At 48.8% G+C, this 25,416-nt stretch carries 29 protein-coding genes; all 29 read right to left on the bottom strand.

Annotated elements, in window-relative coordinates:
* Nucleotides 1-25 precede the first annotated feature (25 nt).
* On the bottom strand, nucleotides 26-1,579 hold the full coding sequence (gene trpE, locus ACAN54_RS25870) for an anthranilate synthase component I (protein WP_379162359.1): 1,554 nt from the start codon (nucleotides 1,577-1,579) through the stop codon (nucleotides 26-28).
* 354 nt (nucleotides 1,580-1,933) lie between these two features.
* The gene (aroH, locus tag ACAN54_RS25865) at nucleotides 1,934-2,296 is read right to left on the bottom strand and encodes a chorismate mutase (RefSeq protein ID WP_379162356.1); all 363 of its coding nucleotides are present in this window, start codon (nucleotides 2,294-2,296) and stop codon (nucleotides 1,934-1,936) included.
* Nucleotides 2,290-3,396: a 3-dehydroquinate synthase gene (gene aroB, locus ACAN54_RS25860; protein ID WP_379162353.1), complete on the bottom strand. Its 1,107-nt coding sequence runs from the start codon at nucleotides 3,394-3,396 to the stop codon at nucleotides 2,290-2,292. Before aroB ends, aroH begins: the two co-directional genes overlap by 7 nt.
* A complete protein-coding gene (gene aroC / locus ACAN54_RS25855; RefSeq protein WP_379162350.1) occupies nucleotides 3,396-4,565 on the bottom strand; it encodes a chorismate synthase in 1,170 nt (389 codons plus the stop codon). Before aroC ends, aroB begins: the two co-directional genes overlap by 1 nt.
* 194 nt (nucleotides 4,566-4,759) lie before the next feature.
* Nucleotides 4,760-4,921, bottom strand: a complete 162-nt coding sequence (locus tag ACAN54_RS25850; protein WP_379162347.1) for a hypothetical protein — start codon at nucleotides 4,919-4,921, stop codon at nucleotides 4,760-4,762.
* A 115-nt stretch (nucleotides 4,922-5,036) separates the two neighbouring features.
* Complete coding sequence (locus tag ACAN54_RS25845; RefSeq protein WP_379162344.1) at nucleotides 5,037-5,840, bottom strand: CheR family methyltransferase; 804 nt, start codon at nucleotides 5,838-5,840, stop codon at nucleotides 5,037-5,039.
* 26 nt (nucleotides 5,841-5,866) lie between these two features.
* Complete coding sequence (gene ndk / locus ACAN54_RS25840) at nucleotides 5,867-6,310, bottom strand: nucleoside-diphosphate kinase (protein ID WP_379162341.1); 444 nt, start codon at nucleotides 6,308-6,310, stop codon at nucleotides 5,867-5,869.
* Nucleotides 6,311-6,412: 102 nt separating this feature from the next.
* The gene (locus ACAN54_RS25835; RefSeq protein ID WP_379162338.1) at nucleotides 6,413-7,381 is read right to left on the bottom strand and encodes a polyprenyl synthetase family protein; all 969 of its coding nucleotides are present in this window, start codon (nucleotides 7,379-7,381) and stop codon (nucleotides 6,413-6,415) included.
* Nucleotides 7,378-8,238, bottom strand: coding sequence for a menaquinone biosynthetic enzyme MqnA/MqnD family protein (locus tag ACAN54_RS25830; protein WP_379162335.1), 861 nt, complete (start codon nucleotides 8,236-8,238; stop codon nucleotides 7,378-7,380). The genes ACAN54_RS25835 and ACAN54_RS25830 overlap by 4 nt, the downstream gene beginning before the upstream one ends.
* Entirely contained in the window at nucleotides 8,235-8,843 is a 609-nt protein-coding gene (locus ACAN54_RS25825) for a UbiX family flavin prenyltransferase (RefSeq protein WP_379162332.1), read from the bottom strand. Before ACAN54_RS25825 ends, ACAN54_RS25830 begins: the two co-directional genes overlap by 4 nt.
* Entirely contained in the window at nucleotides 8,840-9,715 is an 876-nt protein-coding gene (locus ACAN54_RS25820; protein ID WP_379162329.1) for a UbiA-like polyprenyltransferase, read from the bottom strand. Before ACAN54_RS25820 ends, ACAN54_RS25825 begins: the two co-directional genes overlap by 4 nt.
* Nucleotides 9,708-10,460, bottom strand: coding sequence for a demethylmenaquinone methyltransferase (locus ACAN54_RS25815; protein WP_379162326.1), 753 nt, complete (start codon nucleotides 10,458-10,460; stop codon nucleotides 9,708-9,710). The genes ACAN54_RS25820 and ACAN54_RS25815 overlap by 8 nt, the downstream gene beginning before the upstream one ends.
* 3 nt (nucleotides 10,461-10,463) lie before the next feature.
* Nucleotides 10,464-11,333, bottom strand: coding sequence for a heptaprenyl diphosphate synthase component 1 (locus ACAN54_RS25810; RefSeq protein WP_379162323.1), 870 nt, complete (start codon nucleotides 11,331-11,333; stop codon nucleotides 10,464-10,466).
* Between the two features lie 103 nt (nucleotides 11,334-11,436).
* Nucleotides 11,437-11,991, bottom strand: a complete 555-nt coding sequence (locus ACAN54_RS25805; protein ID WP_379162320.1) for a hypothetical protein — start codon at nucleotides 11,989-11,991, stop codon at nucleotides 11,437-11,439.
* 110 nt (nucleotides 11,992-12,101) lie between these two features.
* Nucleotides 12,102-12,350 (bottom strand): trp RNA-binding attenuation protein MtrB, encoded by a 249-nt coding sequence (mtrB, locus tag ACAN54_RS25800; protein WP_379162317.1) that lies wholly within the window; start codon nucleotides 12,348-12,350, stop codon nucleotides 12,102-12,104.
* Nucleotides 12,351-12,468: 118 nt separating this feature from the next.
* The gene (locus ACAN54_RS25795; protein WP_019909963.1) at nucleotides 12,469-12,741 is read right to left on the bottom strand and encodes an HU family DNA-binding protein; all 273 of its coding nucleotides are present in this window, start codon (nucleotides 12,739-12,741) and stop codon (nucleotides 12,469-12,471) included.
* Between the two features lie 280 nt (nucleotides 12,742-13,021).
* On the bottom strand, nucleotides 13,022-14,500 hold the full coding sequence (spoIVA, locus tag ACAN54_RS25790; protein ID WP_379162314.1) for a stage IV sporulation protein A: 1,479 nt from the start codon (nucleotides 14,498-14,500) through the stop codon (nucleotides 13,022-13,024).
* Nucleotides 14,501-14,879: 379 nt separating this feature from the next.
* Complete coding sequence (locus tag ACAN54_RS25785) at nucleotides 14,880-15,575, bottom strand: DUF3939 domain-containing protein (RefSeq protein ID WP_379162561.1); 696 nt, start codon at nucleotides 15,573-15,575, stop codon at nucleotides 14,880-14,882.
* A gap of 99 nt (nucleotides 15,576-15,674) precedes the next feature.
* Nucleotides 15,675-16,043: a 2Fe-2S iron-sulfur cluster-binding protein gene (locus ACAN54_RS25780; protein WP_379162311.1), complete on the bottom strand. Its 369-nt coding sequence runs from the start codon at nucleotides 16,041-16,043 to the stop codon at nucleotides 15,675-15,677.
* Nucleotides 16,044-16,132: 89 nt separating this feature from the next.
* Complete coding sequence (locus ACAN54_RS25775) at nucleotides 16,133-16,312, bottom strand: DUF2768 family protein (RefSeq protein ID WP_379162558.1); 180 nt, start codon at nucleotides 16,310-16,312, stop codon at nucleotides 16,133-16,135.
* Nucleotides 16,313-16,475: 163 nt separating this feature from the next.
* Nucleotides 16,476-16,751: a stage VI sporulation protein F gene (locus ACAN54_RS25770; protein WP_379162308.1), complete on the bottom strand. Its 276-nt coding sequence runs from the start codon at nucleotides 16,749-16,751 to the stop codon at nucleotides 16,476-16,478.
* Between the two features lie 73 nt (nucleotides 16,752-16,824).
* Nucleotides 16,825-17,865 carry an NAD(P)H-dependent glycerol-3-phosphate dehydrogenase gene (locus ACAN54_RS25765; RefSeq protein ID WP_379162305.1) on the bottom strand — a complete coding sequence of 347 codons (1,041 nt, stop codon included), beginning with the start codon at nucleotides 17,863-17,865 and terminating at the stop codon, nucleotides 16,825-16,827.
* Complete coding sequence (gene plsY, locus ACAN54_RS25760) at nucleotides 17,858-18,475, bottom strand: glycerol-3-phosphate 1-O-acyltransferase PlsY (protein WP_379162302.1); 618 nt, start codon at nucleotides 18,473-18,475, stop codon at nucleotides 17,858-17,860. Before plsY ends, ACAN54_RS25765 begins: the two co-directional genes overlap by 8 nt.
* Nucleotides 18,476-18,486: 11 nt before the next feature.
* Nucleotides 18,487-19,812 carry a ribosome biogenesis GTPase Der gene (gene der / locus ACAN54_RS25755; RefSeq protein ID WP_379162299.1) on the bottom strand — a complete coding sequence of 442 codons (1,326 nt, stop codon included), beginning with the start codon at nucleotides 19,810-19,812 and terminating at the stop codon, nucleotides 18,487-18,489.
* A 172-nt stretch (nucleotides 19,813-19,984) separates the two neighbouring features.
* Nucleotides 19,985-21,322, bottom strand: coding sequence for a 30S ribosomal protein S1 (gene rpsA / locus ACAN54_RS25750; protein ID WP_379162296.1), 1,338 nt, complete (start codon nucleotides 21,320-21,322; stop codon nucleotides 19,985-19,987).
* Between the two features lie 166 nt (nucleotides 21,323-21,488).
* Nucleotides 21,489-22,076 (bottom strand): lysophospholipid acyltransferase family protein, encoded by a 588-nt coding sequence (locus ACAN54_RS25745; protein WP_379162293.1) that lies wholly within the window; start codon nucleotides 22,074-22,076, stop codon nucleotides 21,489-21,491.
* Entirely contained in the window at nucleotides 22,073-22,783 is a 711-nt protein-coding gene (cmk, locus tag ACAN54_RS25740) for a (d)CMP kinase (RefSeq protein ID WP_379162290.1), read from the bottom strand. The genes ACAN54_RS25745 and cmk overlap by 4 nt, the downstream gene beginning before the upstream one ends.
* A 182-nt stretch (nucleotides 22,784-22,965) precedes the next feature.
* Nucleotides 22,966-23,619: a flagellar brake protein gene (locus tag ACAN54_RS25735; protein WP_379162287.1), complete on the bottom strand. Its 654-nt coding sequence runs from the start codon at nucleotides 23,617-23,619 to the stop codon at nucleotides 22,966-22,968.
* Nucleotides 23,620-23,782: 163 nt separating this feature from the next.
* On the bottom strand, nucleotides 23,783-25,141 hold the full coding sequence (ypeB, locus tag ACAN54_RS25730; RefSeq protein ID WP_379162284.1) for a germination protein YpeB: 1,359 nt from the start codon (nucleotides 25,139-25,141) through the stop codon (nucleotides 23,783-23,785).
* Between the last annotated feature and the right edge of the window lie 275 nt (nucleotides 25,142-25,416).

Here is a 25,416-nt window from a genome sequence, read left to right as displayed (position 1 = left end):
CATTATCTAATATGGACATCCCTGATCAAGGCGTATATTCATACATGTAATCCTGATTGATTACCTGCTTTTCTTTGACCTCTACCGGGAACATGGCTTCTGCCATCCGGATAGCCTTCAGCATCGCTTTAGCTTTATTAACCGTCTCTTCATATTCCTTCTCCGGCACCGAATCCCATACAATCCCCGCTCCGGCCTGTACATAAGCACGTCCTTTACGGAAAATAATAGTGCGAATCGTGATACAAGAGTCCATATTGCCGGAAAATCCAAGATACCCTATAGCTCCGGCATATGCGCCTCGCGCTTCCTGTTCAAGCTCAGCGATAATTTCCATAGCCCGCAGCTTGGGAGCACCGGATACCGTTCCTGCCGGCAGACAAGAGAGGAAAGCATCAAAGAAATCCTTCCCTTCATCAAGGGTGCCTGAGACATTGGAGACCATGTGCATCACATGCGAGTATTTCTCAATTTCCATGAAGGAATCACATTTGACCGTGCCGAATTTTGAAACCCTGCCGAGGTCATTGCGGCCCAGATCTACCAGCATCAGATGCTCCGCCCGCTCTTTCTCATCCTCCAGCAGTTCAGCGGCGAGAGCCCGGTCCTCTGCTTCGTTCTCCCCGCGCGGTCGTGTTCCGGCAATTGGACGGGTCTCGACACGGTTTCCATCAACCTTGACCAAAGCCTCAGGCGAAGTGCCTACGATAATTTCCTCGTCCATTTTCAGATAATACATATAAGGCGAAGGGTTCAGCATACGCAGCATCCGGTAGACATGCAGCGGTGATACTTCTGTTTCAATATGCATACGTTGGGACAGCACTACCTGAAAAATATCCCCGGCCCGAATGTATTCCTTCGCCTGCTCGACATTACTGATATATTGTTCTTTGGTGAGGTTGGAATGAATTTCACCAAGCTCAATGTCCTGGGGAATGCTGCGGCGATTGACGTTCTCTTTGGGACCTTCCTTCTGCAGCTCTTCCGCCATATCCTCTAATCGGTTACTCAGCTCCTCATACCCGGCACGGATATCTGAATCGGTATCGCCGTCCTTGATATGCAGATTTCCCACCAGCAGAATCTGCTGTTTCACATGATCGAATACAATGATACGGTCACAGAACATGAACCGGATGTCATCCATATTCAAATCGTCCACTGCATGAGGGGACAGCTTTTCATAATACTGCAGCAGATCATAACCAAAGAATCCAATGGCACCGCCCGTAAAAGGAGGCATCCCTTCCAGCTTGGGACTGCGGTAGGAGCGAAGCAGGGCTTTCAGCTCCTCAATGGGCTTGCCGAGCACCCGTCTCTTTTCCCCGCCGACCTCGACGTGAATCACGCCTTTTTTCCCGGAGATCATCAGGAAGGGGTTGCTGCCGATAAAAGAATACCGCGCCCACTGGATTCCGCCCTCTACACTCTCCAGTAAAAATGCCCGGTCCTGCTGTGCAAAACGCGAGAACAACCGGATGGGCGTCTCCATATCGGCGAGCAGCCTTTTCACTACAGGAATCAGATTATACTCCCGTGACAGAGACAACACTTCTTCTACTCTTGGATTCGTCATCTGGGATACCTCCTTGGGATGTTGGATTATATTGTCCGAAATACAGAAAAACCTCTACCGAAGTAGAGGTTTGTGTAAGTAAGTATATGAATAAGCGCAAAGGACCGGCATAGAACCATCTCACTGGATGCACTTCTCCCATTAATGAATACAGCTATAGTGCAAAAATCAGCACCAGCCGGTATCCAAAAAGAAAACTGCAAACAAACGATATGCCTGTACTCAACTAAAATCCTGCACTCTGCTCAACTATACTCATCTCATCTAAACTAAACTCTGCTTCACTCGGCTATCTACACTATACATGATGACTTTGGTTCATGGCAACCCCGTACAGTGAATTAGTTAGTTCTTCTAGGAGAGATCCGGACGCAATCTCTGGGCTTCATTCAGATAGACATGGCGGATATCCCGTTGTGACTTGTCCGTGTTCACCTGCACCATCAGCCGGATGCACATGGGCAGGCCTCCTTTGACGGGTATTTCTACGGAACACATCAAAGGTACCAGGTCCCAGCCTTCAATTTCGCGAATAGCCCTTGCTGGAAAGGTCGCATCCAGATCACCGGTTACGGTAATCCATACACTGCAGATATCTTCCGCAATGACATCATTACGCGCAACAATCTCGCGCAGCAGTACAACTGTTTCACGCAAAATCTCGGTTTCTTCATTAATCGTTACGGTCGTTGCACCGCGAATCCCCCGGTTCACCATGGGCTTCCCTCCTTCTTAAGTTGTGAGATAACCTCACGCACCGCACTCTGCTGAACATCATTTACGATGCTTACAGCACCGATGGAATCCGGCACGATAAAGGTCATCTTGCCTTCTTTGAACTTCTTGTCATGCATCATCGCATCCATTAATTCGTCTTCGCTGTACTCTGCCGGCAGTCTTACCGGCAGCCCAAGCGACGACAGCATTGAGATGGTATCTTCATAAATATCCTGATCCCGGCCAAGCTTCGCAGCCAGAAGTGCAGACCCGGCCATCCCGATCGCGATTGCTTCACCGTGCAGGAATACTCCATATCCACCCACCGCCTCTATGGCGTGACCAATCGTATGTCCGAGGTTCAGAATCGCTCTTTGCCCATGCTCGCGCTCGTCATTCCCAACAACTTGAGCCTTGATCGCACACCCGCGTTCCAGAGCGTAACCCAGCGCCTCTGCATCCAAAGCGAGCAGCTCGGAAGCATGCTCACGGCACCAGTAAGCAAACTCACGGTCCAGAATCAAACCATGTTTCACCACTTCGGCTAATCCGGAAGAGACCTGGCGCGGCGGAAGCGTGCGCAGGGTATCCAAATCATACACTACCATCGTCGGCTGATAAAAGGCACCAATCATATTCTTCGCCAGGGGATGATTAACAGCTACTTTCCCCCCCACACTGCTGTCGTGGGCCAATATAGTTGTTGGAATCTGAACGAATCCTATTCCACGCATATAGGATGCGGCTACAAAGCCTGCCAGATCTCCAACCACACCACCGCCCAATGCTAGAACCGCCGAACTGCGGTCCAGACCGGCCTGAATTGCCGTAGTAATGACTTCCTCATACACAGCCAGAGATTTGGACGCTTCACCGGCTTCAATAACGTGACTGACTACAGAATACCCATGTTCTTGCAGAGCAGCTTCCACGACAGGGAGGTAGCGTGGAGCCACTTCACTGTCGCTGACAACGAGCAGCGGGCTACGGACCGGAAATCCAGCCAGTACACATTGCTGACCGATGTCATGCAAGAGTCCACTGCCAATATAGATCGGATAGGAGCGTTCGCCTAAGTCTACCTTTATGCTGCGCACCATCAGTAGCTCTCCAGTTGTGCCAGGTAATTGTTATAGTTGGCTCTGATCTCCTCAATGGAATCGCCGCCAAACTTATCCAGAAACGCCTTGGCGATTTCCCAGGCCACCACATTCTCCAGAACTACACATGCAGCCGGTACCGCACATGCGTCCGAACGTTCTACCTGGGCAGTAAATGGCTCTTTCGTATCAATATCCACACTTTGCAGCGGTTTGTACAGCGTCGGAATAGGCTTCATTACTCCGCGTACCACAACCGGCATTCCGTTAGTCATTCCGCCTTCAAAGCCGCCCAGACGATTACTCGCCCGGTAGTATCCTCTGGAAGCTTCATACATGATCTCATCATGAACCTGGGAACCCCGCAGCTTGCCCGCTTCAAAGCCGATGCCGATTTCAACACCTTTGAAGGCGTTGATGGACATCACGGCTCCCGCAATGGCACTGTCGAGTTTACGGTCATACTGCACATAGCTGCCCAGACCGATAGGCAAACCCTCGACGATACATTCTACAATACCACCAATGGAGTCGCCTTCCTCCTTGATCTTATCTATGTAGGCTTCCATCTTCTGCTCGGTCTCTTTATCCACTACTCTCACCGAAGAAGCTTCGGTCTGCTCAATCAACTCATCGATCGGAAGATTATTCGCAGGTGCCTCAATTTCGCCGATACGGATGACCTGTCCTGCGATCTTCACTCCGAACGTTGCCAGCAATTGCCGGGCTACAGCCCCGACAGCCACTCTAGCTGCCGTTTCACGGGCACTGGAGCGCTCCAGAACATTCCGCAGGTCTGTCTGATTATACTTCAATCCGCCATTCAAGTCCGCATGTCCAGGACGCGGACGGTTGACGCGGCGCTTCTCTTCATCGCTGCCAGGTATAGGCTCGATATTCATAATATTCTTCCAGTGAGTCCAATCCTTATTCTCAACCACCAGAGCCACAGGGGCGCCTGTTGTATTGCCATGGCGAACACCGCCGACAATTTCTGCAGTATCTTTCTCAATCTGCATCCGGCGTCCACGTCCATACCCTTTTTGCCGCCGCTGCATTTGAAAATTGAGCTCTTCAAAATTAAGTGTCAAATTGCTGGGCAGTCCTTCAATAATGGCTGTTAGCTGGGGGCCGTGCGTTTCCCCCGCTGTTAAATAGCGTAAACTCATGCTGCGTTCCCCCTTCACACTTTTAAACTGTAAACCGCTAAAATGTTAAATGTCTTTGCTCATTATAGTATAGGGAATCCGCTTTGACAAGAAAGGGATATACCCGGCGCAACCTCCACCAGCACGAAAAAGAACAGCGCCGCCTCCACTCTTGCGAGTAAAGACGGCGCTGCATTGTACCCGGCCACCCGGCTTCAGCTGCCGATTTTCCGGCTGGAAGGCAGGCAGGCCGACTTGCTTTCTTCGAGCAAGAGCAGACTTTGCAGCTGCCGCTCTTCGACACCAAGAATTTGTCCGCATTCACGGACGGTCAGGAAGCCGCGTCTGTAGGCGTCAATGACCTTGCTTTTATCCATTGGAATGAACGACCTTTCGCTTGGCACACGTAATCATTTCTACTACCAAGTATCACTTAAAACATGCGAAAGTATACATTCACAATGAATGCTTGTCCTAGCTGCTACAGCGGCTTTATTTCTTGCGGTAAAAGAACGTCTCTGTCGACTCGAATCCGTATTGTGCCGGTGTAAAAATCTGTTCCGTACTGCCCACAAACAAATATCCGCCGGGTCGCAGGCTTGCTGAGAACTTGTGGTATAGCTTGCTTTTGGCTTCTTCTGTAAAATAAATCATAACATTGCGGCAGATAATCAGATCAAAGCCTTCATCAAACTTGTCCAGCAGGAGATTCTGCTTGCGGAAGTCAATATTTTTCTTAAGACCTTCACTGACCTTGAACACCGGACCTTCCGGTGTAAAATAGCGGCCGGCCACATCCTTCGGCACATCCTTCAGCGAACGTTCCAGATAAATGCCCTGCTTTGCTTTGGCCAAGGCACCGTCATCAATGTCCGTCGCCAGAATGCCTGTCTGGGCCAAAATGTTTTTGTCCGAGAGAATCATGGCCAGCGTGTACGGCTCTTCACCGGTCGAACAGGCAGCACTCCATAGCTTGAGTCTGCGGCCCGATCGCTGCAGCTCAGGCAGTATGGTATCCCGTAGAACCTCCCAGCGGTTCGGATTGCGCCAGAATTCCGAGACATTGATTGTCATACGGTCCAGAAATTCATAGAATAGAGCTTTATCCTTCATCATTGCTGCAAAGAAATCATTGAAGGATGAAAATCCGTTCTTTGTCCGGAGCGTAGTCAGACGCCGTTTCATCTGCGCTTCTTTATACTGCGCGAGATCAATTCCGGTGCTCTGTTTGACATTATGAATAAATCCGGTGTAATCCCGGTCTTCCGCAGTTGATGTTTCTTCTCGTTCAGCCATTCATTTCCCCTGCCTCCCGCCTGAAACTACATCCAGGCTGCGATGTCTTTAGTGTAATCTGCCAGTTCATCCGGAGCAAAGAAGTTGGCAATTTCCCGTTTTGCGCTATCCGGTGAATCCGAACCATGGATCAGGTTAAGGGGCGTATGACTGGCAAAATCCCCACGGATTGTGCCTGGCAAAGCTTCACCAACCTTGGTTTTACCAATCATCATACGGGATAGCGCTACTACATCATCGCCTTCCCATACCATGGCGAATACCGGCCCGGAGGTGATAAAGCGGACCAATTCGGGGAAAAAGTCTTTTCCATCATGTTCCGCATAATGCCTCTTCGCCTGCTCTTCTGTAACGGTGATCAGCTTGCCAGCCAGCAGTTTAAATCCTTTATCCTCGAATCGGGTAATAATTCGCCCAATCAGCCCGCGCTGTACACCATCCGGCTTAATCATCAGATACGTTTGCTCCATAGAGTCACTCTCCATTTTCTGTTATTCCGAATGAATAGCTGTTTTTTTGATAGTATCAGAAACCGCACCATCTGTGAATGTTAAAAATTTTTATTATTAGAATTAGTATGCTCTACCTGTTACAAAAAAAGCAATATCCTTCAAGTTGCGTTTTGTCCGGTTTCTTGGCAGCTGATCCAGTGCCGCCAGGGCCTTGGAAATATAGCGGGATGCCAGTTCTTCGGCTCTGGCTATACCATCGCCCGACAGAATCAGATCAATGGCGCGTCCCACGCCGCTGTGCCCTTCGCGGATAGAGGCCAGTTCCGTAAGCAGCTCACCACGCAGCCTTTGGTCTTCCAGACTGTAGATCACTGGCAGAGTAATATTGCCCTGCCGCATATCGCTGCCAGGCGGCTTACCGATTTGCTTTTCAGTACCGGAAAGATCGAGCAGATCGTCACGGATCTGGAACGCCATACCTACGTTATAACCGTAATCATAGAGCAGTTTGGCCGTATCCGGATCTGCATCAGCAGCCAAGGCTCCTAATTGGCAGCTGATCGCAATCAGCAAAGCTGTCTTCCGGCGGATGCGCCGGAGATAATGGCGTATGCTCTGCTCGCTGTTGAAGAAGTCACGGATCTGCTCCATCTCTCCGATAGACATTTCCACCATCGCTTTGGAAAGAATCTGGTGTATTCTCGGATTGCTCAACTCCGAAGTCATAGTCAGCGCTTTCGCATAAATATAGTCCCCGGTGTACATGGCGATTTTGTTGCCCCATTTAGCTTTGACTGTCAATTCCCCGCGCCGCAGTTCTGCATCATCAATTACATCATCATGAACGAGGGAAGCACTGTGGATTAGCTCCAGAGGAATGGCAACCCGCTTCAACTTCTCAAGATCATATTGCCCGAATTTGCCGCCCATTAGAACAAAGACAGGACGCAGGCGTTTACCGCCTGCCTTCAGCAGATGCAGGGACGTCTCTGTCAGCAGATCATCATCCCCCTGCACGCTGCGGTATAGTTCTTTTTCAATCTGATCCATATCTTTGTTCAGCAGTCCAAAAATTTGCATTCGTTTCATTCTTTCACCCGTGTCAGCAGATTATGGCTCCAAATCTCCATCTTCACTTCCTGCGGCAGCAAACCCAGCTCGTAAGCATAGCGGAAATAGAGGTTCAGACCGTCCTGTTGCCTTTCCCCAAAGTCATAACTCAAATTACGGAAGTACCCGTCCCAATAGGCTGCCGTCCCCCCGATAACTGTGCGAGCCTCGCGGATAATGGGTGCCAGGTTTCTCTGGCCGAGTTTCTTGCTCTCCACAAAAGCATCTGCGATTTCAGCAATCGCATCCGGTCTGTTTCTGGCTGCCTCCCGGTTTACTGCCCATACCGCAAAGGTCATACCGAGTCCGGTCCATTCCTTCCATAGCTCGCCAAGATCCGTAACGATATATCCCTGATCCTGCCAAGAAGCTCTGATTGCATTGTCGCCAATGAGCAGACAGGCATCTGCCTGTGTCATCATCTCGTCCAGGTCGGGAGCAGTACTTATATATTCCGGATTGCCACCCATCGCTTTCTGAAGCAGAATTTTTAGCAAATTGACTGATGTAGCGGAGGTATTGGTTACAGCAATTGTCCCATTAGCAATCTGTGCAATCGGCATCCGCGAAAATAACAGAATAGATTGTACCGGCCCCTCAGAACTAACTGACAGATCCGGCAGCAGCAGCAGACGTTCGCTTGCGGCAGCATAGGCAAAAGAAGAAAGTGCTCCCACCTGAATGCTTCCGCTAGTCATACCCTGATTAAGAATAGTCGGCACCTCGCTCACCATCTCAGCGGGAAAGCTTAAGGAAGACGGATCGAAATTGTGAAATACCGGCCATGAGTTAGTATAGCTGATTTTACCGATAACGGTAGGTTCCGGATGGATCATCCTTCCTCCCCCCATCTGCGAAATAAATTGTGCTCAATGTTCAAGCTGTCGAGCACCTTGCCCACCATAAAGTTAATCAGATCATCTAAGGTGGTTGGGCCAAAATAAAATGCGGGCATAGCCGGAATCATCTTTACCCCTAAACGGGAAAGTTTCAGCATATTCTCCAGATGTATCGCATGCAGAGGGGTTTCCCGAGGTACAAGCACCAGCGGGCGTCCTTCCTTCAGCATGACATCTGCAGCCCGGGTCATCAAATTATCAGAGCTACCCTGGGCTACAGCAGACAGCGTCCCCATAGAACATGGCATGATAATCATAGCTTCGGTACGGAAGGAGCCACTGGCAATGGAAGCACCGATATCAGCAATCGGGTGATAATGCAGAGAACCGGGACAGTCTCCGAACTGTTCGTTCAGAAACCCTTCCCGGTCTGAGGCGGTATAGCCGAGCTCTTCCTTAAATACACGCCAGCCTGCGTTACTAACCACCAGATGGACCGAGTGCCCCAGCGAGAGCAGGACTTCAGTCAGCCGGACACCATAAATAGCGCCGCTTGCTCCCGTTATGCCCACGACAAAATTTTTCGCTTGAAGGTCATTCATTTGTAGAACTGCACCACCAAGTCGATCAGAGTAAAGGAGAACACCACGATGCTCAGCACACCATTCATGGTAAAGAATGCTGTCTGCAACCGGCTAAGGTCGCTTGGAGACACAATATGATGCTCATAAAAAAGAATAATATAGGCAATCAGCATCCCTGCCACATACCACCAGCTTAGGTCGGTAATAAACAAAAGCGACACGAAACCGACGCCAGTTAAAATATGGAACACCTTGGCAATGGTCAATGCCTTGGCTACGCCAAAGCGAACAGGAATGGAGTACAGTCCTTCGTTCTTATCAAACTCAACATCCTGACAGGAGTAAATGATATCAAATCCTGCTGTCCAGAATACAATCGTGAAATAGAATACCATCGAAGTCCAATCCACCGTACCCGTAACGGCAACCCAGCCGCCAAGAGGAGCCAGAGCGATCGTCAGTCCGAGTATCAAATGGCAGGCCCAGGTGAAGCGTTTCGTGAATGAGTAAAACACCAAAAGAAACACAGCGATCGGCAGCAGCTTGGCTGACAACGGGTTCAGTTTGAATGCGGCCCAGAACAGTAAAAAGAATGAGAATGCGATAAAAAGAGTCACCTCGCCAACCTTGAGCAGTCCGGCAGGAATAGCTCTTCCTGCTGTGCGGGGATTTTTGGAATCACTGATCCGGTCAATCAGCCGGTTGAGCCCCATTGCTGCGCTGCGCGCACCGAACATGGCGATGACAATCCAGCCGATTTGGCCCCATGATGGCAAAGCCCCGAACATCACTACCGAACCAAGTAAAGCGCCCATGAAGGCGAAGGGTAAAGCAAAAACGGTATGTTCAAATTTGATCATTTGTAAAAAGATGCCGATTTTCTTAAGCATTACAATTCTCCTTGAGCCCAATATGTAGTGCAGCGATGCCTCCGGTCAAGGGGAAGGATTCCACATTGTGCAGTCCGGTATCACGGAAGATCACTTCCAGTTGCTTTCTGTCCGGGAACAAGGCGAGAGATTCAGGAAGCCATTTGTATTGTTCATATCGTTTAGCGAAAAGTTTGCCTAGCAGCGGAAGGACCCGCTGGAAATAAAAATAATAAATGCCTTTGAATGGCTGTTTCATCGGTTTGGATAATTCGAGGCATACGACCATGCCTCCCGGCTTCACTACGCGTTTCATTTCGTTCAATACCTGAACCGGGTCAGGGACATTGCGGAGTCCAAAGCCAATCGTTGCGTAATCGAACGAGTTATCGCCGAAGGGAAGCTCCATGGCATTGCCCTGTACCAGAGAAATCTGGTTCTGAAGATTTCTTGCTTCTACTTTGCGACGGCCCACTTCCAGCATTCCTGCACTGAAATCCAGCCCCATAACACTACCGTTCCCGCTGGCTTCCGCAAGCGCGATACTCCAGTCACAGGTACCGCAACACAGATCAACTGCAGAGTCTCCAGGCTTCATTCCCATCTTCCGCATGGTGAACTTACGCCAAGCTTTATGTCTGCGGAAACTCAAAATGTCGTTCATCAAATCATATTTACCAGCAATGCTCTCAAAAACGGAATGTACAAACTGCTCCTTGGGTTTGGTGCCTTGATCACTGAGTGTGGTCGTTTTCTCTATTGTCATTCCCTAACCCTCCACGGCAGCTTGTCCGGAAATTTTCATATGCAGGAGAAGGCGGTCAAGCGCAGTATTCAACTCACTGAACAAGCTTTCGTCCTTTACCCCCTGCAGTAGTCCCTGAATGGACTGAATGGACCCATGTAGCTTGTCCGTCAGCAACGAGTCGCATTTGTATTTCATCTTTAGCTTTTTCCAATCTTTAAGATCAATCTCTCTCTCCAAAAGCCGGCGCCGTTCATCCTCTGCAGCGGATTCTAATATCTTCCAGTAGGAATAGCCATCCATTGCATTTCCCGCATCATTTCCACGACGCAACTCCAGAAGAAGGGTCTCATACTGGCTGACTTCGGCAAGGAGCATCTCCCATAACTCTTTAAGCGGTTCCTCAATCATGGGTGTAAAAGAAAGGAACAGCCTCATATTGAGCTGTACCGTGTGCCGCAAATATTGTTCTGCTGAAAAAATCATGGATTTCATCTTGCAGTACAGATTAGCCTTCATTACATTAACATCCGCAATGGCGGTGCTTAAAATGCCCACCATTTCAATCTGTTCATGCTTAGCCAACAGGTGATAGAACCAGCTGCTAAAATAATCCCCGGCCAATACCTTAAGCTGCCGGGACCGCATGAGATCTCTGTCAGGCTCATCCTGCGTTCGGTCGATCGATTCATGGGTATCAAGCCCAAGCTGAACCAGCCCGGTTACTAATGTGAACAGCTCTATGCCTTTCAGATCGGCAGAGGAACCGTGACTCAAAAAAATATATAACAAATGACCACGCCCGTCTGAAAACGGCGGCAAATCCGTATGCCGCTGAATCATGTCGTAGTCTGTATAAGGTTTAGCCAGTTGGGGTATGCGGTACGGTTTCATTTCAGCCTCCGGAGCCATTGACGTTATGACAATCTTTGTTCACAATCTTGTCTATTATATCACATGTTTTTTGGTCACGCACTGTGAGCTCACCTAGTTTATTTTACCCAGACTGGGGATATATGAAATGCTTCTTCCAGAGCTCGCTCTCACTGATACGCAGTCCATTCTTAAGGGATTCCGGAAGTGGACGGCTTGCGGCGCTCTGGAGAGCTTCCTGCAGTACGGGGGACCATTCACCGCGCCGGATATCACCTGCTAGCAGCAGACGGCGGCTATCCAGCCAGTTGTCCTCAGCAACAATCCGGAGCAGCAGCTGATCTACATTTACGGTCTCCTGAAAGGCAAAAGAAATAGCTAAGGCCATATTCTGATAAATCACCTGCGGCTCAGGGCCATTGCCGGTCACCTTCAGATCCAGAGAGAGAACCTTCCCTTTCAACCCCACCCGGTCAATGGAGAGGGTTAAAGGAAGCTCCTCCAGCAGATCTACAAGGTTATTGTTCCCCAGAACAACACCTTCATCGCTGAAGACCTCTACTGCTCCATACTTACGATGCAAGGAAGGCTCAAACGTAGCTAACTGCGGAAGAAGAAGCACGGTAGCCGCAGATATAAGGACTGTGACTGCTGTTCCAATTAGCCAGCTCCTGTTCATGACAAGCCCCCTTATCATTCATGGTTGCCGCCTCTTGGAACGAATATTCGGAAATTGAGACATGGCTATCTTTAGATATATTTTGAAAAAAAGCAGGCTATGCCTGCTTTTCAGCTTTCACTTTCCAATTGTCCGTGTTTGCTCCATACTTCGGCCTTGCCGCGGATTTTCATGGCTGAGGTATGATCGGTAAATTGTGCGATGAGCACTTCACCCTTGTCCAGCTTTTCCGTATGATGAAAGCGTGTGTCCAGTCCTCGGGTGAGCCCAATAACCTGTACGCCGTTCTCTTTGGCTTTGATTACAATATAGTCGCTGCCTGCCGGGGCGGGATTAACGCCATTATTCTTCTCGGTCATGTAGAACCCTCCTATAAGTAATTTGCGGGCATATCATACCCTCTCAACAACAAATGCCGCCTTGGAGGGCGGCATCGTTATTACTCAGAAAGACTATGGGATAGATATGTAGAAATCTCTATTTGATTCCGTCTTTAAGAGCTTTACCCGGTTTGAATGCCGGTACCTTGCTCGAAGGAATTTCGATTTCTTCACCAGTCTGCGGGTTACGGCCTTTACGTGCGGAACGTTCGCGCACTTCAAAGTTTCCGAATCCAACCAGCTGTACTTTATCTCCGCTTTGCAGAGCTCCAGTGATAGCTTCGAAAACGGCGTCTACCGCTTTAGTAGCATCTTTCTTGGGAAGTTCAGTTGCTTCTGTAACTACGTTGATCAAATCTGATTTGTTCATGTATTCTCACCTCCCTGGGCAAATTTCCGGTATCATACACTGTTTCCGTTTCAACGCAAATTATACGTGATAATCCCGTTATTACTAGATATCAGCACTTCTATTCCTAGAAGCGCAACAAACTTATAGTAATACAGCCCACCCAGAATTTCAAGGCGTTAGTCAAAAAAGGAGAAGAAAGTAGCATTTTTGCCCTCTAAATAATGGGTTCAAGTAATCATTTGCACAAAAAACAGAGCAGGATCGCTCCCGCTCTGTTCTCTTGCACTCTATGATTTTTTTAGAGAATGATAGCGATGAGGCCGCCTGAACCCTCATTGATGATCCGTCCCAATGTTTCCTGCAACTTATAGCGGGCGTTATCCGGCATCATAGCGATTTTCCCTTGAATACCTTCACGCACGATGGAGTGCAGCGAGCGGCCAAAAATATCGGATTCCCATATCTTAATCGGATCATTCTCAAAATCCTGCATCAGATACCGTACCAGTTCTTCACTCTGCTTCTCCGTGCCAATAATTGGGGAGAATTCAGATTCAACATCCACCCGAATCATATGAATAGACGGGGCAGTAGCTTTCAGCCTTACTCCAAAGCGCGAGCCTTGACGGATCAACTCCGGCTCATCGAGCGCCATTTCGGCGAGTGATGGGGCAGCTATCCCGTAACCCGTCGTCTTCACCATTTCCAGTGCCTCTGAGAAGCGGTCATATTCCCGTTTGGCATGCGAGAAATCCTGCATCAGCTGCAGCAGATGGTCCTTACCGCGGATTTCTACACCCACTATCTCCATCAGAACCTGATCATAGAGCTCCTCAGGCGCGTATAAGTCGATCTCTGCCACACCTTGACCCATATTCATACCGCTGAGTCCGGCCCGGTCAATGAAGTCATATTCCGTGAATTGTGATACGAGCCGGTCGACATCACGCAACCGACGGATATCCTTCACCGTGTCACGGACGGAATTCTCGTAACTGCTGCGCAGCCAGTGATTCTCGCCAAGTACCATCACCCAGCTCGGAAGATTCACATTCACCTCGTGAACCGGGAATTCATAAAGAACTTCACGGAGGACGCCAGTTACGTCGTCTTCGGTCATATTCGCTGCACTGAGTGTCATGACCGGGATATCATATTTGGCAGCCAGCTCACTGCGGAGCTGCTGAGCCTCTTCACTGCGCGGTCGGGTCGAGTTGATCACAAGTACAAACGGTTTGCCGACCTCCTTCAGCTCAGCGATTACACGCTCTTCAGAATCCACATAGGAGTGGCGCGGAATTTCAGCTATAGTACCATCTGTAGTCACTACTACACCCAGCGTGGAATGCTCCTGAATGACTTTGCGTGTACCTATTTCCGCTGCTTCCTGAAAAGGAATCGGCTCCTCAAACCAAGGTGTGGATATCATTCGGGGACCGTTTTCATCCTCATATCCTTTGGCTCCTTCAACAGCATACCCTACACAATCTACCAGCCGGACATTGACCTCCAGCCCTTCCGCCACCTTAATCTGCACCGCATTGTTAGGCACAAATTTAGGCTCTGTTGTCATGATTGTTTTACCTGCCGCGCTTTGCGGAAGCTCATCCACCGCTCTAACCCGATCCGCCTCATTCGTAATGTTCGGCAAGACGATCGTTTCCATAAAACGTTTGATGAATGTTGATTTCCCCGTGCGAACCGCGCCGACGACGCCAAGATAAATGTCTCCGCCGGTACGCTCGGCAATGTCCTTGAAAATATCCACTTTTTCCAAAAGAGATCCCCTCCTCATATTACTCCGAAGAAAAAATGCCTGAAGAGCATCGACTTCGCGTTCCGCCGGCAATCTGACCTTTGCAGGACACCTACCGGACTGACATTGTCCGCCAGGGAGCCTAGCTGCTGACTAAAGGGCGGAACCTGCATTGCCCCACGCTTAACTCCGAATGCTCGGACATGCATTTGGACTAGTATCATCATATGTATCCAGAACGGATTTATGACCCGCTACCCGCGCAATTTTTATCGGAATTTCGTAAAATCAGCCACTGCGCCTGCAGAACGTCATGACGCCCGGAAGCCTTCTCAGCTAGCCTATGAGGTGAATCTGGGAGATAGAACCTTTCTTTTGTGAAGAAGCCTTGTTTGTAGCATTAAAGTAGAGGGGGCTGGGGAACAGGCTGGCCATTCACCCAGAAATAAGGCAGGGATTTGACAGGCACATAATAAGAGGCCTGCTCCAATTGGAGACGCAGATCTGTATTTTTTATAGGAGTGGTAGAATTTTTCTGTATCGCCGTCTGAATATCGATGCTGTAATCCACATAAACAGTGCCGCTTTTATCCATGATGAATGGCAACAGCCGGCCTGAATAAATGCTATTCAGTGTGATCGAATCCGTACCCGCTTTCCGGGCAGCAATCGTGAACAAACCCGGATATATCTCCTGATCTGCCGGGAGATTGCCGCTATGCGCAGACTTATACCGGTTTATCTGGCGCTGTACATCATTCACCTTTTGTACCGTTATCAGGTCCATCAGTTTTACCGCTGGATCGTGCTCTTCATCCAAAATAAGAAAATAAGAGCTGCCCCCTTTTTCAAAGGCTGCTGCTGGAATTTCATCCAGATATCCCGTTTGTTGCAGCTTGTCCAGATCAACTAAGAATTTCTCATATCTGGGTGTAGCCTCATCAGCATTTAGAATAGGCAGCAATCCTTCTTGCTGCTGGTAATCATCCACTGCTGCCTGTACCCGCTGTACGCTCTCACGGTAGCTTCCTCCCGCCTTTTCCTTCTCAGGATACATACAGCCGGCAATCGGGCCTGCCAAAAGGATGAATACCACCAATAGAACGCTTCTACTGTGTAATTTTTGCTTGTTGTTCCGCTTCATATAGCGCATCATACCCGCACCCCGCCTTTCTTAAAGTCGTCGCTAACAGGACTACCAGAGCTCATCCTCTTCCCCGCGGCGGGCTGCTTCGAGCTTACGCCTCACGGCAGCTTTGAGCGGGTCCTCAGGAGTAAGCACAGTAACATCACCCCATACGGCCGCCTGACAGGCCAGTCGGACCCCTTCATCCAGCAGACCGCCCAGTTTTCGCCGTTCGGCATCACCAGCTGGTCTCAACCCTGCGATATATTCTTCAGTTACCTTCACTTTGCACATCAGACAGCCGGCTTTTCCGCCGCAACGGGTAGTGATAGAAACTCCTGCTTTGCGTGATGCCTCCAGCAGAGAGGTTCCTTGCGTGACAACGGCTTTTCGCCCCTCCGGCTGAAACGTGACGGTCCATCCCTTTTGGCGTTTCATGCTGCAGCTTCCTTCCTTAACTTTATGGAATAGATTTGATTTCATTGGAACAGACAAGCAGCCCTGAAGCTTCAATTAAATGTAAATGCTTACATAATCGAAGCGGCTCCACCCAGCAAGCCAATAATCATAATGACGAAGGCAACTACAGACAAAACACCCCTTAACAGCCCTTTGGTCTTGCTGCGGGCAAAAGTAATCAAAAACACGGATAATCCCATAATTAGAACTGCGGCAAGTGACAACCACATCTTTGTCATCGGGTCCATATCAATTGCTACCCCCATTCTGCTAATTTGGATTGCGAATATTATAGCATGAAACACTGTCCATTTCTGAATGATATCCTCCTGATTTCATACAAAAAAAAGAGCAGAGATCCACAGAATCTGAGGGATTCCGGATCTTCTGCTCTTTTACATGAAGCCCAAGCTATTTTTTTAGCATCATTTTCATTAAAGACTCCATTGTGCCTGAATTCGCGCCGCCTTTTTTGACAGCATTGATAATCTCCTGCACAGTAGCTTCACTAACTGGCACCTTGGCCATTGATGACACCTGCTTGATCAACTGGCGGAGCTGGGCTTCATTCTGCGTAGTTCCCGGCTTGACCGTACTGGCCAGCTTCTTCACGGCGCCTTCCGTGATGTTCTTTCCCGCCTTTTTGTTAATGGCGTTCAAAGCATCCTTGGAAAAATCTCTGCTCATTCTTCATCCCTCCTCCGTCAATCCCCATTACAACATATGAGTATTTCCGGCAAAAGGTGAACGTCGAACATCTTCAGGAATGCCACTGTTCCCATGTTTCCTGTGAGATGGCTTCCATTTCCGTCTTGCGGTCCCTTCCCATCAAGGCTTCTACCGCGCTGCGTGGAGACTTCCCTTGGAACAATACGTGGTATATCTGATCCGTAATTGGCATTTGCACTTTTAGCTTAAGCGAAATCGCATAGGCTGCTTCCGTTGTGCGTATACCTTCGACCACCATACCCATGGATTCAAGCACTTCAGCCAAAGGTTTGCCCTGGCCGAGCATGGATCCCGCCCGCCAGTTGCGGCTATGCTTGCTGGTTGCTGTTACCACCAGATCACCGAGCCCTGCCAGGCCGGAGAAAGTCAGGGGATTAGCTCCAAGTTCTACGCCAACACGCGAGATTTCTGCCAGCCCACGGGTAAGCAGCGCGGCCTTGGCATTGTCTCCGAAGCCCAGACCGTCTGATAAACCAGCGCCGAGTGCGATAATATTCTTCAACGCTCCAGCCAATTCTACGCCAACCTGGTCCCTGTTCGTATACACCCTGAAATCATTATTGATGAAAAGCTCCTGCGCAGCAGCTGCGCGGTTCTCATCCGGCGAAGCCACAACTACTGTAGTCGGACACAGACGAACAACCTCTTCGGCGTGACTAGGTCCTGAGAGAACTACGATCTCCCCTTCATTACAGCTAAGCTCCTCAGAGATTACCGTGGACATCCGCTTCATAGTTTCCGTCTCGAAGCCCTTGGTAGCATGAATGCAGAGCATGTCTTCCTTCCAGAAAGGTCTCAGCGCACGGGCAACCTGTCGCATCCCCGAGGAAGGCGCAACAATAACAACCGCCTTGGAACCCTTAACGGCAGTTTCCATATCTGTAGTAGCAATAATGTTCGTAGGCAGTGAAATGTCGGGAAGATAATGCTGGTTCGTATGCGAATGATTGATCTCGTCAGCTTGTTCAGGTCTCCGTGTCCACAGATAAACTTCCGAGTGGTTAGCCGCCAGCACAGATGCCAGCGCAGTTCCCCAACTGCCCGCGACCAGCACGGTTACTTTATCAGACAACCCGGTTCCCCTCCTTGACCTTCGAGCCAATTTTATTCTCCCGCCCCTGGCTAATCTTCACGATATTACTCCGGTGCCGCCAGAAAGCAAAGAGGGCAATAATAAGACTACCCCACAACTCAGGTGTTGTAAAATCACTAAAAAGAAGGATCACCGGGGTCAGCGCTACGAATAGAAGCGAGCCAAGAGATACGTATTTGGTGATCACAATCGCTACAATGGCAACTATCCCGGCGATCACTGCTGGCCAAAAACAAAGCGTAGCCATAACGCCAATAGTAGTTGCAATGCCTTTGCCTCCGCGAAAATGAAAATAGAGGGGCCAGTTGTGACCGATTATGGCTGCGATCCCACAAGCCACAGCAACCCACGTCCCCCAGCCGCCAGCCCAGGTTCCGAGCCAGACAGCAGCAATTCCTTTCATTACATCCAGTACCAGCACAAGAATTGCCGGCCCTTTCCCCATCACACGCAGTGTATTGGTCGCACCTGCATTTCCGCTGCCGTATTGCCGGATATCCACACCTTTGAGCAGGCGGACCAATAACACACTGAAGCTGACGGAACCAAGCAAATAGCTTACTACGATAACCAGAAGTTCAAACGCCACTGTCTTCTCCCCTAACCTTCGTTCTCGGATTTGCGCCGTGTAAAGAGACGGATCGGTGTGCCCTCAAAATTGAATGCTGCGCGGATTTTATTCTCCAGATAACGTTCATAGGAGAAGTGCATCAGCGAAGGATCATTCACAAACACCACTATCGTTGGCGGCTTCACAGCCACCTGGGTCACATAGTTGATGCGCAGGCGGCGGCCTTTATCCGTTGGCGGAGGATTGATGGCGACTGCATCGGACACCACATCATTGACAAGATGTGTCGTAATCCGCAGCGCATGCTGCTGGGCTACGTGCTGAACCACCGGAAGCAGCTTCTGGAGGCGCTGTTTGGTAAGCGCAGACAAAAAGACAACAGGCGCATAGCTCATAAACAGGAAGTGATCCCGAATATTCGTCTCAAAGTTCTGCATCGTCTTATCGTCCTTCTCGACAGCATCCCACTTGTTGACTACAAAAATCGAAGCCTTGCCTGCATCATGAGCATAACCTGCAATATGCTTGTCCTGGTCGATAATACCTTCTTCACCGTTGATAACCACAAGCACAACGTCAGCGCGCTCAATAGCCTTCATGGCCCGCATAACACTGTATTTCTCCGTGTTTTCATAGACCTTGCCGCGTTTGCGCATGCCTGCAGTATCGATCAGCACATAACGCTGGCCGTCCCGCTCAAAAGGTGTATCAATGGCGTCGCGCGTGGTACCGGCAACATCACTGACAATTACCCGTTCTTCTCCTAAAATAGCGTTGACCAAGGAGGATTTGCCAACATTCGGACGCCCAATTAGTGCAACACGGATGACATCATCATCATATTCCTCATCGGTTTTCTCTGGCAGACGTTCAACAACCACATCGAGCAGATCGCCGATACCTGTACCATGGCTACCTGATATCCCGATGGGATCACCAATTCCAAGGCTGTAGAATTCATAAATATCCTCTGTACGTTTCATGTTGTCAACTTTATTAATGGCCAGGACAATCGGCTTACCGGATCGGAAAAGAATTTGCGCAACCTCTTCATCCGAATTGGTTAATCCGGTTTTTGCCTCGCACATAAAGACGATGACATCTGCTTCTTCGATCGCCAGCTCCGCCTGAACGCGGATGGACTTCAGAATGGCATCCTCACCGTCAATTTCAATACCTCCAGTATCAATTACGCTGAAGGATTTGCCGTTCCAATCAGAAACGCCATAGATCCGGTCACGTGTGATTCCCGGTTTATCTTCTACAATGGCCAGTCTATCACCAATTAGCCTGTTAAATATCGTCGATTTACCGACGTTAGGCCTCCCAACAATGGCCACAACGGGTCTTGCCATATTCATTCCTCCTGTCATCCTTACGCTACTCATCATAGCAAAAAACGCTCTAATTGGCTAACATAGTTACCACTAATCTTTCCATTTGAGCGGTCTGTAAAACATAATCGGCGAACCCCCGTATCGAGGGTTCGCCGATTACTTTACCCATATATGTGTAAATACGAAGGGATTAGTTATTGCCCTTGAATTTATCCAGCTTGTCACCGAAACGTTCAGCCAATGTGAAGCTGAGGCCTTCATTGCTGAGCGACACGTTAGGGTTGTTCAGCACTTCTTTAGGCGCTCTGTCTCTGTTGTTGCTGCGTTCTGGTCTAGCCACCTGTGCTGGGGCTTCTTCGGTTTCCTTGATGCTGAGGCTTACACGCTTCTCAGAAGGGTTGAAGTCCAGAACTTTAACCTGTACTTCCTGTCCTTCTTTTAGCACTTCATGCGGAGTACCGATGTGCTTGTGGGAAATCTGAGAGATGTGTACAAGACCTTCTACACCTGGAAGAAGTTCAACAAATGCACCGAAGTTCACAAGGCGCTTAACTTCACCTGTTACTACGTCGCCAATGTTGATTTTGCCTGCTGCAGAATCCCAAGGACCTGGAGCAGCTGCTTTGATGCTGAGGCTAATTTTTCCTTTTTCAGGATCAACCTTAAGTACTTTAACTTTAACTTTTTCGCCTTCGGATACAACATCAGAAGGTTTCTCAACGTGGTTCCAAGCAATCTCGGATACGTGAACCAGACCATCAACGCCGCCCACATCAACAAACGCGCCGAATTGAGTCAGACGTTGCACGGTACCTTCGATAATTTGTCCTTCAGACAGCTCGGACATAATCTTCTGTTTGTTGGCTTCGAATTCTTCTTCAAGAACTTCTTTGGCAGAAAGAATAACTTTGCTGTTCTCACGGTCCAGTTCTTTCACTTTCACACGCAGTGTGCGGCCTTTGTAGTCACTGAAATCTTCTACAAAGTGACGTTCAACCATGGAAGCTGGAATAAATCCGCGTGCGCCAACATCAGCCACGAGACCACCCTTTACAACGTCAGCAACAGTTACTTCGAACGATTCTTGGGAAGCAAAATACTTTTCGAGATCTTCCCATGATTTTTCGCTGTCTACTGCACGTTTGGAAAGCACCAGGCTCTCCTTGTTGTCGTTGATGCTGACTACCTTGCATTCCACTTCTTGTCCAACTTCAACCGCTGCTGCAGCGTTGTCCAGTTGTACGGAAGACAATTCGCGAATAGGAATAACGCCGTCGTATTTATATCCAATGCTTACATAAGCTTGGTTATCTTCGATTTTGACGATTGTTCCTTTCACGGTATCGCCTTTTTTCAAAGAAATGATCTCCAAACCTTCTTGGCTAGTCACTTCTTCTTCATTGCTGGCAACTTCTTCTGTAGCACCGTTGTTCTCTGCTGCTGCGGTTTCCACAGTTTCAGTTGCTTCTACGGCTCCATTGTTTTCTACATTAGCCGCAGTTTCCTGATTTTTAGTTTCTTCAGACATGTGATTACCCTCCTCGATTCAAAACCCCATTTATTTAAACCCGCGTATAGCAGAGTTCAAAACAAGCATTGCATGATATCACTTACACTTTCACGTTAGTATGTTCCAAAAATTAGCGGTTATGCCGATATTATAATCAGTGGAACATCCATACGCCTGCCATACATTAATTCACAGTAGGCTGGCCGGTCTTTGACATCTCATGTATCCGTCCCATAATGACATCAGTGACTTCTTCAAGAGATTCACTGCCTGCTCCGGCGAATGAACTGAGATCTATGGGAGCCCCATAAATGACAGTGATCCGGCGAAAAGGCTTGTAAGAACCGACAATAGCGGCAGGAACAACTGCTGCACCGCTGCGAAGCGCAAAACTCGCTGCGCCTTTTTTGGCCACACCGGAGTCAGAGTTTCGTGTCCCTTCCGGAAAGATACCCATAACATTACCGCTGCGAAGCGTATTAAGGGCCGTTTTGATGGATTCTTTGCTCACGCCGCCACGTTTGACAGGAAAAGCGCCCAATTTATTGATGAGCCAGCCTAATACAGGAACCTTAAATAGCTCCGCTTTGGCCATATACTTAACCTGACGATTCAGCTTGATCCCAATAGTCATCGGATCCAGTAAGCTGATATGATTGGCGCACAGCAGAACTCCGCCTTCCTCCGGCACATTCTCTTTTCCTATTATCCTAAGCGGAAAGAAAACGGCATAAATCAAGCGAAGCAATCCACGGCAAATGACATAAATCATAAATGATTTCTCTCCCCGTCCACATATGATCTGCAGTGGGATACAATGGCTTCCACAACTTGTTGGATATCCATATGCGTCGTATCCAGAAGAATTGCATCCTCTGCACGGCGCAGCGGTGAAATCTCCCGTCCTTCATCCAGACGGTCCCGCGCGGCAATATCGTGTTCAAGCTGCTGGAGCGTCACTGTTTCCGCATCTTTCAGTTCCTTGTAGCGGCGGAGAGCCCGCTCTTCCACACTTGCCGTCATGAAAATCTTCACTTCGGCATCCGGTAGTACAGTCGTACCGATATCTCGGCCGTCCATCACAACTCCCTTGCGGAGCGCCATCTGGCGCTGCAAATGGCTCAGTCTGGATCTTACACCCTCGATTTTCGAATACTGCGATACTTGGCCGCTAACCTGAAGACTGCGAATATGCGGAGTCACGTTTTCCCCATTAATCAGCACCTTCTGCACGTCCTGTTCCGGGATCAATTCGATCACCATATCGCGGACCTTTTGGTCCACTAGATGATCATCTTCAGCCGGAATGCCTTCACGGATCATATACCAGGTAATCGCACGGTACATTGCTCCAGTATCGACATAAATGTAAGACAGCTTCTGGGCTACCAAACGGGCAACAGTGCTCTTGCCTGCCCCGGCAGGTCCGTCGATGGCGACGTTAATTCTGTCGTAAGTATGTGTACCCTGCCTATCCAACGGGGCATTCCTCCTCAAACACTCTTTCAGTCAAGAAAATACAAGCTTGCTGATTTTATCAAGAAAAAAGCAGGCATTGCCTGCGACTTATAAAATTATACCACAGGTTAACCCTCAGTGCAAAATGACACAGAGGTATTTGTATAGAAAAAAGCGTTATTTTATGCCTTTTTTTGCTCTGCTCACCGGTTGCGGAAATCAAACTGGCGTTCAAAACAGAAACGTATAATTTTTTGCCGTTCCGAATCGGTAATCGCTGCGAACTTCACCATCACGAGCTTTCGCCCCGTATCCAAAGTCTTAACCCGGACAATCTCACCTTCAAAGTTCACATGCTCTGTGCTGCCGTTCCGGTATGGAACCAATAGCCAGCAGAATAGCTTGCCCCCCACTTCAGGCTGCACCTTGGAATCGCTAAGAAAGGACGTTCCTCCCCCGCCGATATCTTCAGTACGCACCAGGTAACGGCTGCCCAGTGAGTCTTTCACCGCAAGCTCAAGCTCTGCGTTCACGCGGAAGAAGCTTCGGCGCTGGACCTTGAAGATAGAGTCTTTATCCGGCTTCTGTATTCGTACCATGCGGATCACATCTTCCTTGAAGCCTACCACATGGGTATTAAAGTAATTTTTGATACCGCCTTCCGTCAGAAAATGCACGGACAGCTCATCCCCTATAAACAGTTTTTTCAACTTACCGTTACTTTCCTGCATCGGGATTTCGATCAAAAAAGCCTCATCTTCAAGCTCTGCAATTCTCGATCTATATTCCACTTCTGCTTCTGCAGCATCACTTGAAGCAACCTGTATGTATAGATATTCGTTAATTTTGGGATACAAACCTGTCACCGCCACATGATTAGTATTTATTCTAAAATAGATTATAGCATGGAGATTTAATGCTCGGTGAGAAATATTATTCTGATTTTGAAATAACAAAAAGGTGCGTTCCACACGGGAACTGCACCTTTCAGTTTGGTTATTGCTTTTAAGCGTAAATATGTTATTTATCCTGTGCGCCTGAAGATGTCCTGGCCTCTTCGACTGCCTCCTCGTGACCGTCTTCAGCGTTTAAGTAAATCCGGTACTGTGAGCCGTTGATTCTGCCTCCAAACTCATAGGTGAGCACCTCTTCGGCATCCTCATTCTCTATCCAGGCTAACCTGCTATATAGAACCTTATATTCCGGATTCAGCATTTTTTGGGCAGCAGCCAAAGTCAGAGTCGGTTTGGGTATCACTCTCTTCTTCTGACGCTCACGGACGTAATCACTCGCCTGAAATCCTGTGGGTTCTCCAGTATCTAATCCAACGCGAAGCGTCATCTTTTCAGGATAGAGCAGAACGCCGTTACGGCTGGTGACGAAGGTCAAATTACCCAGATTATCGTATCGGTCCGCGCTAACAGCGGTCATATCCGGATATCCTTTTTTCTTCAGGAATTCTCCCGCTTTGGCAACAGACTGATTCATCGAAACCTTAGCCGGACCTACGTTCCGATTGTCATTGTAGGAGATGAGCAACCCGCCATTTACGGTAAAATCCATACTGATCGGCTCTTTATGATCTTTGCTGGTTACTACTGCGGTATACGACGCCCATTCGGTTCCTTTGCCGTTTTCCTTGATCTCAACACTCGGATTCCCGGTGATATCCGCAAATTTGATCGCTTTGCGCTTCACATCTTCTACGGTAACCGGCTTACCGCTTAGCTTCTTCACAGAGCGTTTATTATAAATACTGGCCACAGAAGGACCGTAATCCAGCTCAGGATAAGCGGCTACCCGTTTGTCCACGGTTTTGAACCCATCGATAATCGTGTTGTCTTCCGCTTTCTCCTCTGTTGCCAGCGCAGATTCCACATCCATCCAGCGCAGCCTGTTTGTGATTACCTTATTTTGAACCTCCTGAAGATCCTTGGAGATTTCACCCGAGTTCTTATAGAGTGCCTTTAGATTACCCATTTCATTGTCTGTAAGAGGCTTTTTGGTAAAATCACGCACGGCCGCTTTATAAGAGAAGTTGGAGATTTTGGACAAGAACTCCTCCGTCTCACTGAACGGCAGCAGGGTAAGAGGCAGCTGATTGATCTCATTCTGCGCTTCACTGGTCAGCCTCCAGACATTCACAAGCCCCTTGCGGTGCATACCACTCGACGTATTGTTGACTGCCAGTGTATTCCCAAGCTCACCATGAAGCTGCTCCATGTGATAAGAAAGGTCATGAAAAGCGCGCTGATATTGGTTCTCCGCTTTGATGAGAATCGAGTTCTTCTCCTGGTTCTCCTGGTACCCCCACACTAACGCACCAATCAGCAGCAGCGTGGTAATCGGGAACATTAAGGCACTTAATCTTTTGTACATAGGACCGCAAGACTCCCTTCAATAGCTTATTGCCGTTAGTTTGACAATAACTGAGAAGTCTTATGCACCCAAATGATCTGCAAATCAAAAAAGGGAACCCTACCAAAAAACATGTTAAGCCCGCTCTTCAATTTCAAAGCCGCTGCTGCTGTTGCACAGACACTGTTTGAATCCGGTCTGAATCACCCCATGCTCTTTGTTCCCTCTTAAAATGTAGCTTTCACCGCAATGTTTGCAAACAATCCTAACCTTTACACGCAAAAAAGACACCTCGC

Source organism: Paenibacillus diazotrophicus (assembly GCF_042610465.1).
The sequence above is the reverse complement of the archived record's forward strand: the minus strand, read 5'-3'. Positions and strand labels throughout refer to the sequence as shown.

Excerpts from the sequence above, each read along its gene's own strand:
- trpE (WP_379162359.1), bottom strand. The coding sequence starts at position 1,579 with ATGACGAATCCAAGAGTAGAAGAAGTGTTGTCTCTGTCACGGGAGTAT.
- aroH (WP_379162356.1), bottom strand. The coding sequence starts at position 2,296 with ATGGTGAACCGGGGGATTCGCGGTGCAACGACCGTAACGATTAATGAA.
- aroB (WP_379162353.1), bottom strand. The coding sequence starts at position 3,396 with ATGGTGCGCAGCATAAAGGTAGACTTAGGCGAACGCTCCTATCCGATC.
- aroC (WP_379162350.1), bottom strand. The coding sequence starts at position 4,565 with ATGAGTTTACGCTATTTAACAGCGGGGGAAACGCACGGCCCCCAGCTA.
- ACAN54_RS25850 (WP_379162347.1), bottom strand. The coding sequence starts at position 4,921 with ATGGATAAAAGCAAGGTCATTGACGCCTACAGACGCGGCTTCCTGACC.
- ACAN54_RS25845 (WP_379162344.1), bottom strand. The coding sequence starts at position 5,840 with ATGGCTGAACGAGAAGAAACATCAACTGCGGAAGACCGGGATTACACC.
- ndk (WP_379162341.1), bottom strand. The coding sequence starts at position 6,310 with ATGGAGCAAACGTATCTGATGATTAAGCCGGATGGTGTACAGCGCGGG.
- ACAN54_RS25835 (WP_379162338.1), bottom strand. The coding sequence starts at position 7,381 with ATGAAACGAATGCAAATTTTTGGACTGCTGAACAAAGATATGGATCAG.
- ACAN54_RS25830 (WP_379162335.1), bottom strand. The coding sequence starts at position 8,238 with ATGATCCATCCGGAACCTACCGTTATCGGTAAAATCAGCTATACTAAC.
- ACAN54_RS25825 (WP_379162332.1), bottom strand. The coding sequence starts at position 8,843 with ATGAATGACCTTCAAGCGAAAAATTTTGTCGTGGGCATAACGGGAGCA.
- ACAN54_RS25820 (WP_379162329.1), bottom strand. The coding sequence starts at position 9,715 with ATGCTTAAGAAAATCGGCATCTTTTTACAAATGATCAAATTTGAACAT.
- ACAN54_RS25815 (WP_379162326.1), bottom strand. The coding sequence starts at position 10,460 with ATGACAATAGAGAAAACGACCACACTCAGTGATCAAGGCACCAAACCC.
- ACAN54_RS25810 (WP_379162323.1), bottom strand. The coding sequence starts at position 11,333 with ATGAAACCGTACCGCATACCCCAACTGGCTAAACCTTATACAGACTAC.
- ACAN54_RS25805 (WP_379162320.1), bottom strand. The coding sequence starts at position 11,991 with ATGAACAGGAGCTGGCTAATTGGAACAGCAGTCACAGTCCTTATATCT.
- mtrB (WP_379162317.1), bottom strand. The coding sequence starts at position 12,350 with ATGACCGAGAAGAATAATGGCGTTAATCCCGCCCCGGCAGGCAGCGAC.
- ACAN54_RS25795 (WP_019909963.1), bottom strand. The coding sequence starts at position 12,741 with ATGAACAAATCAGATTTGATCAACGTAGTTACAGAAGCAACTGAACTT.
- ACAN54_RS25780 (WP_379162311.1), bottom strand. The coding sequence starts at position 16,043 with ATGAAACGCCAAAAGGGATGGACCGTCACGTTTCAGCCGGAGGGGCGA.
- ACAN54_RS25775 (WP_379162558.1), bottom strand. The coding sequence starts at position 16,312 with ATGGACCCGATGACAAAGATGTGGTTGTCACTTGCCGCAGTTCTAATT.
- ACAN54_RS25770 (WP_379162308.1), bottom strand. The coding sequence starts at position 16,751 with ATGAGCAGAGATTTTTCCAAGGATGCTTTGAACGCCATTAACAAAAAG.
- der (WP_379162299.1), bottom strand. The coding sequence starts at position 19,812 with ATGGCAAGACCCGTTGTGGCCATTGTTGGGAGGCCTAACGTCGGTAAA.
- rpsA (WP_379162296.1), bottom strand. The coding sequence starts at position 21,322 with ATGTCTGAAGAAACTAAAAATCAGGAAACTGCGGCTAATGTAGAAAAC.
- ACAN54_RS25745 (WP_379162293.1), bottom strand. The coding sequence starts at position 22,076 with ATGATTTATGTCATTTGCCGTGGATTGCTTCGCTTGATTTATGCCGTT.
- ypeB (WP_379162284.1), bottom strand. The coding sequence starts at position 25,141 with ATGTACAAAAGATTAAGTGCCTTAATGTTCCCGATTACCACGCTGCTG.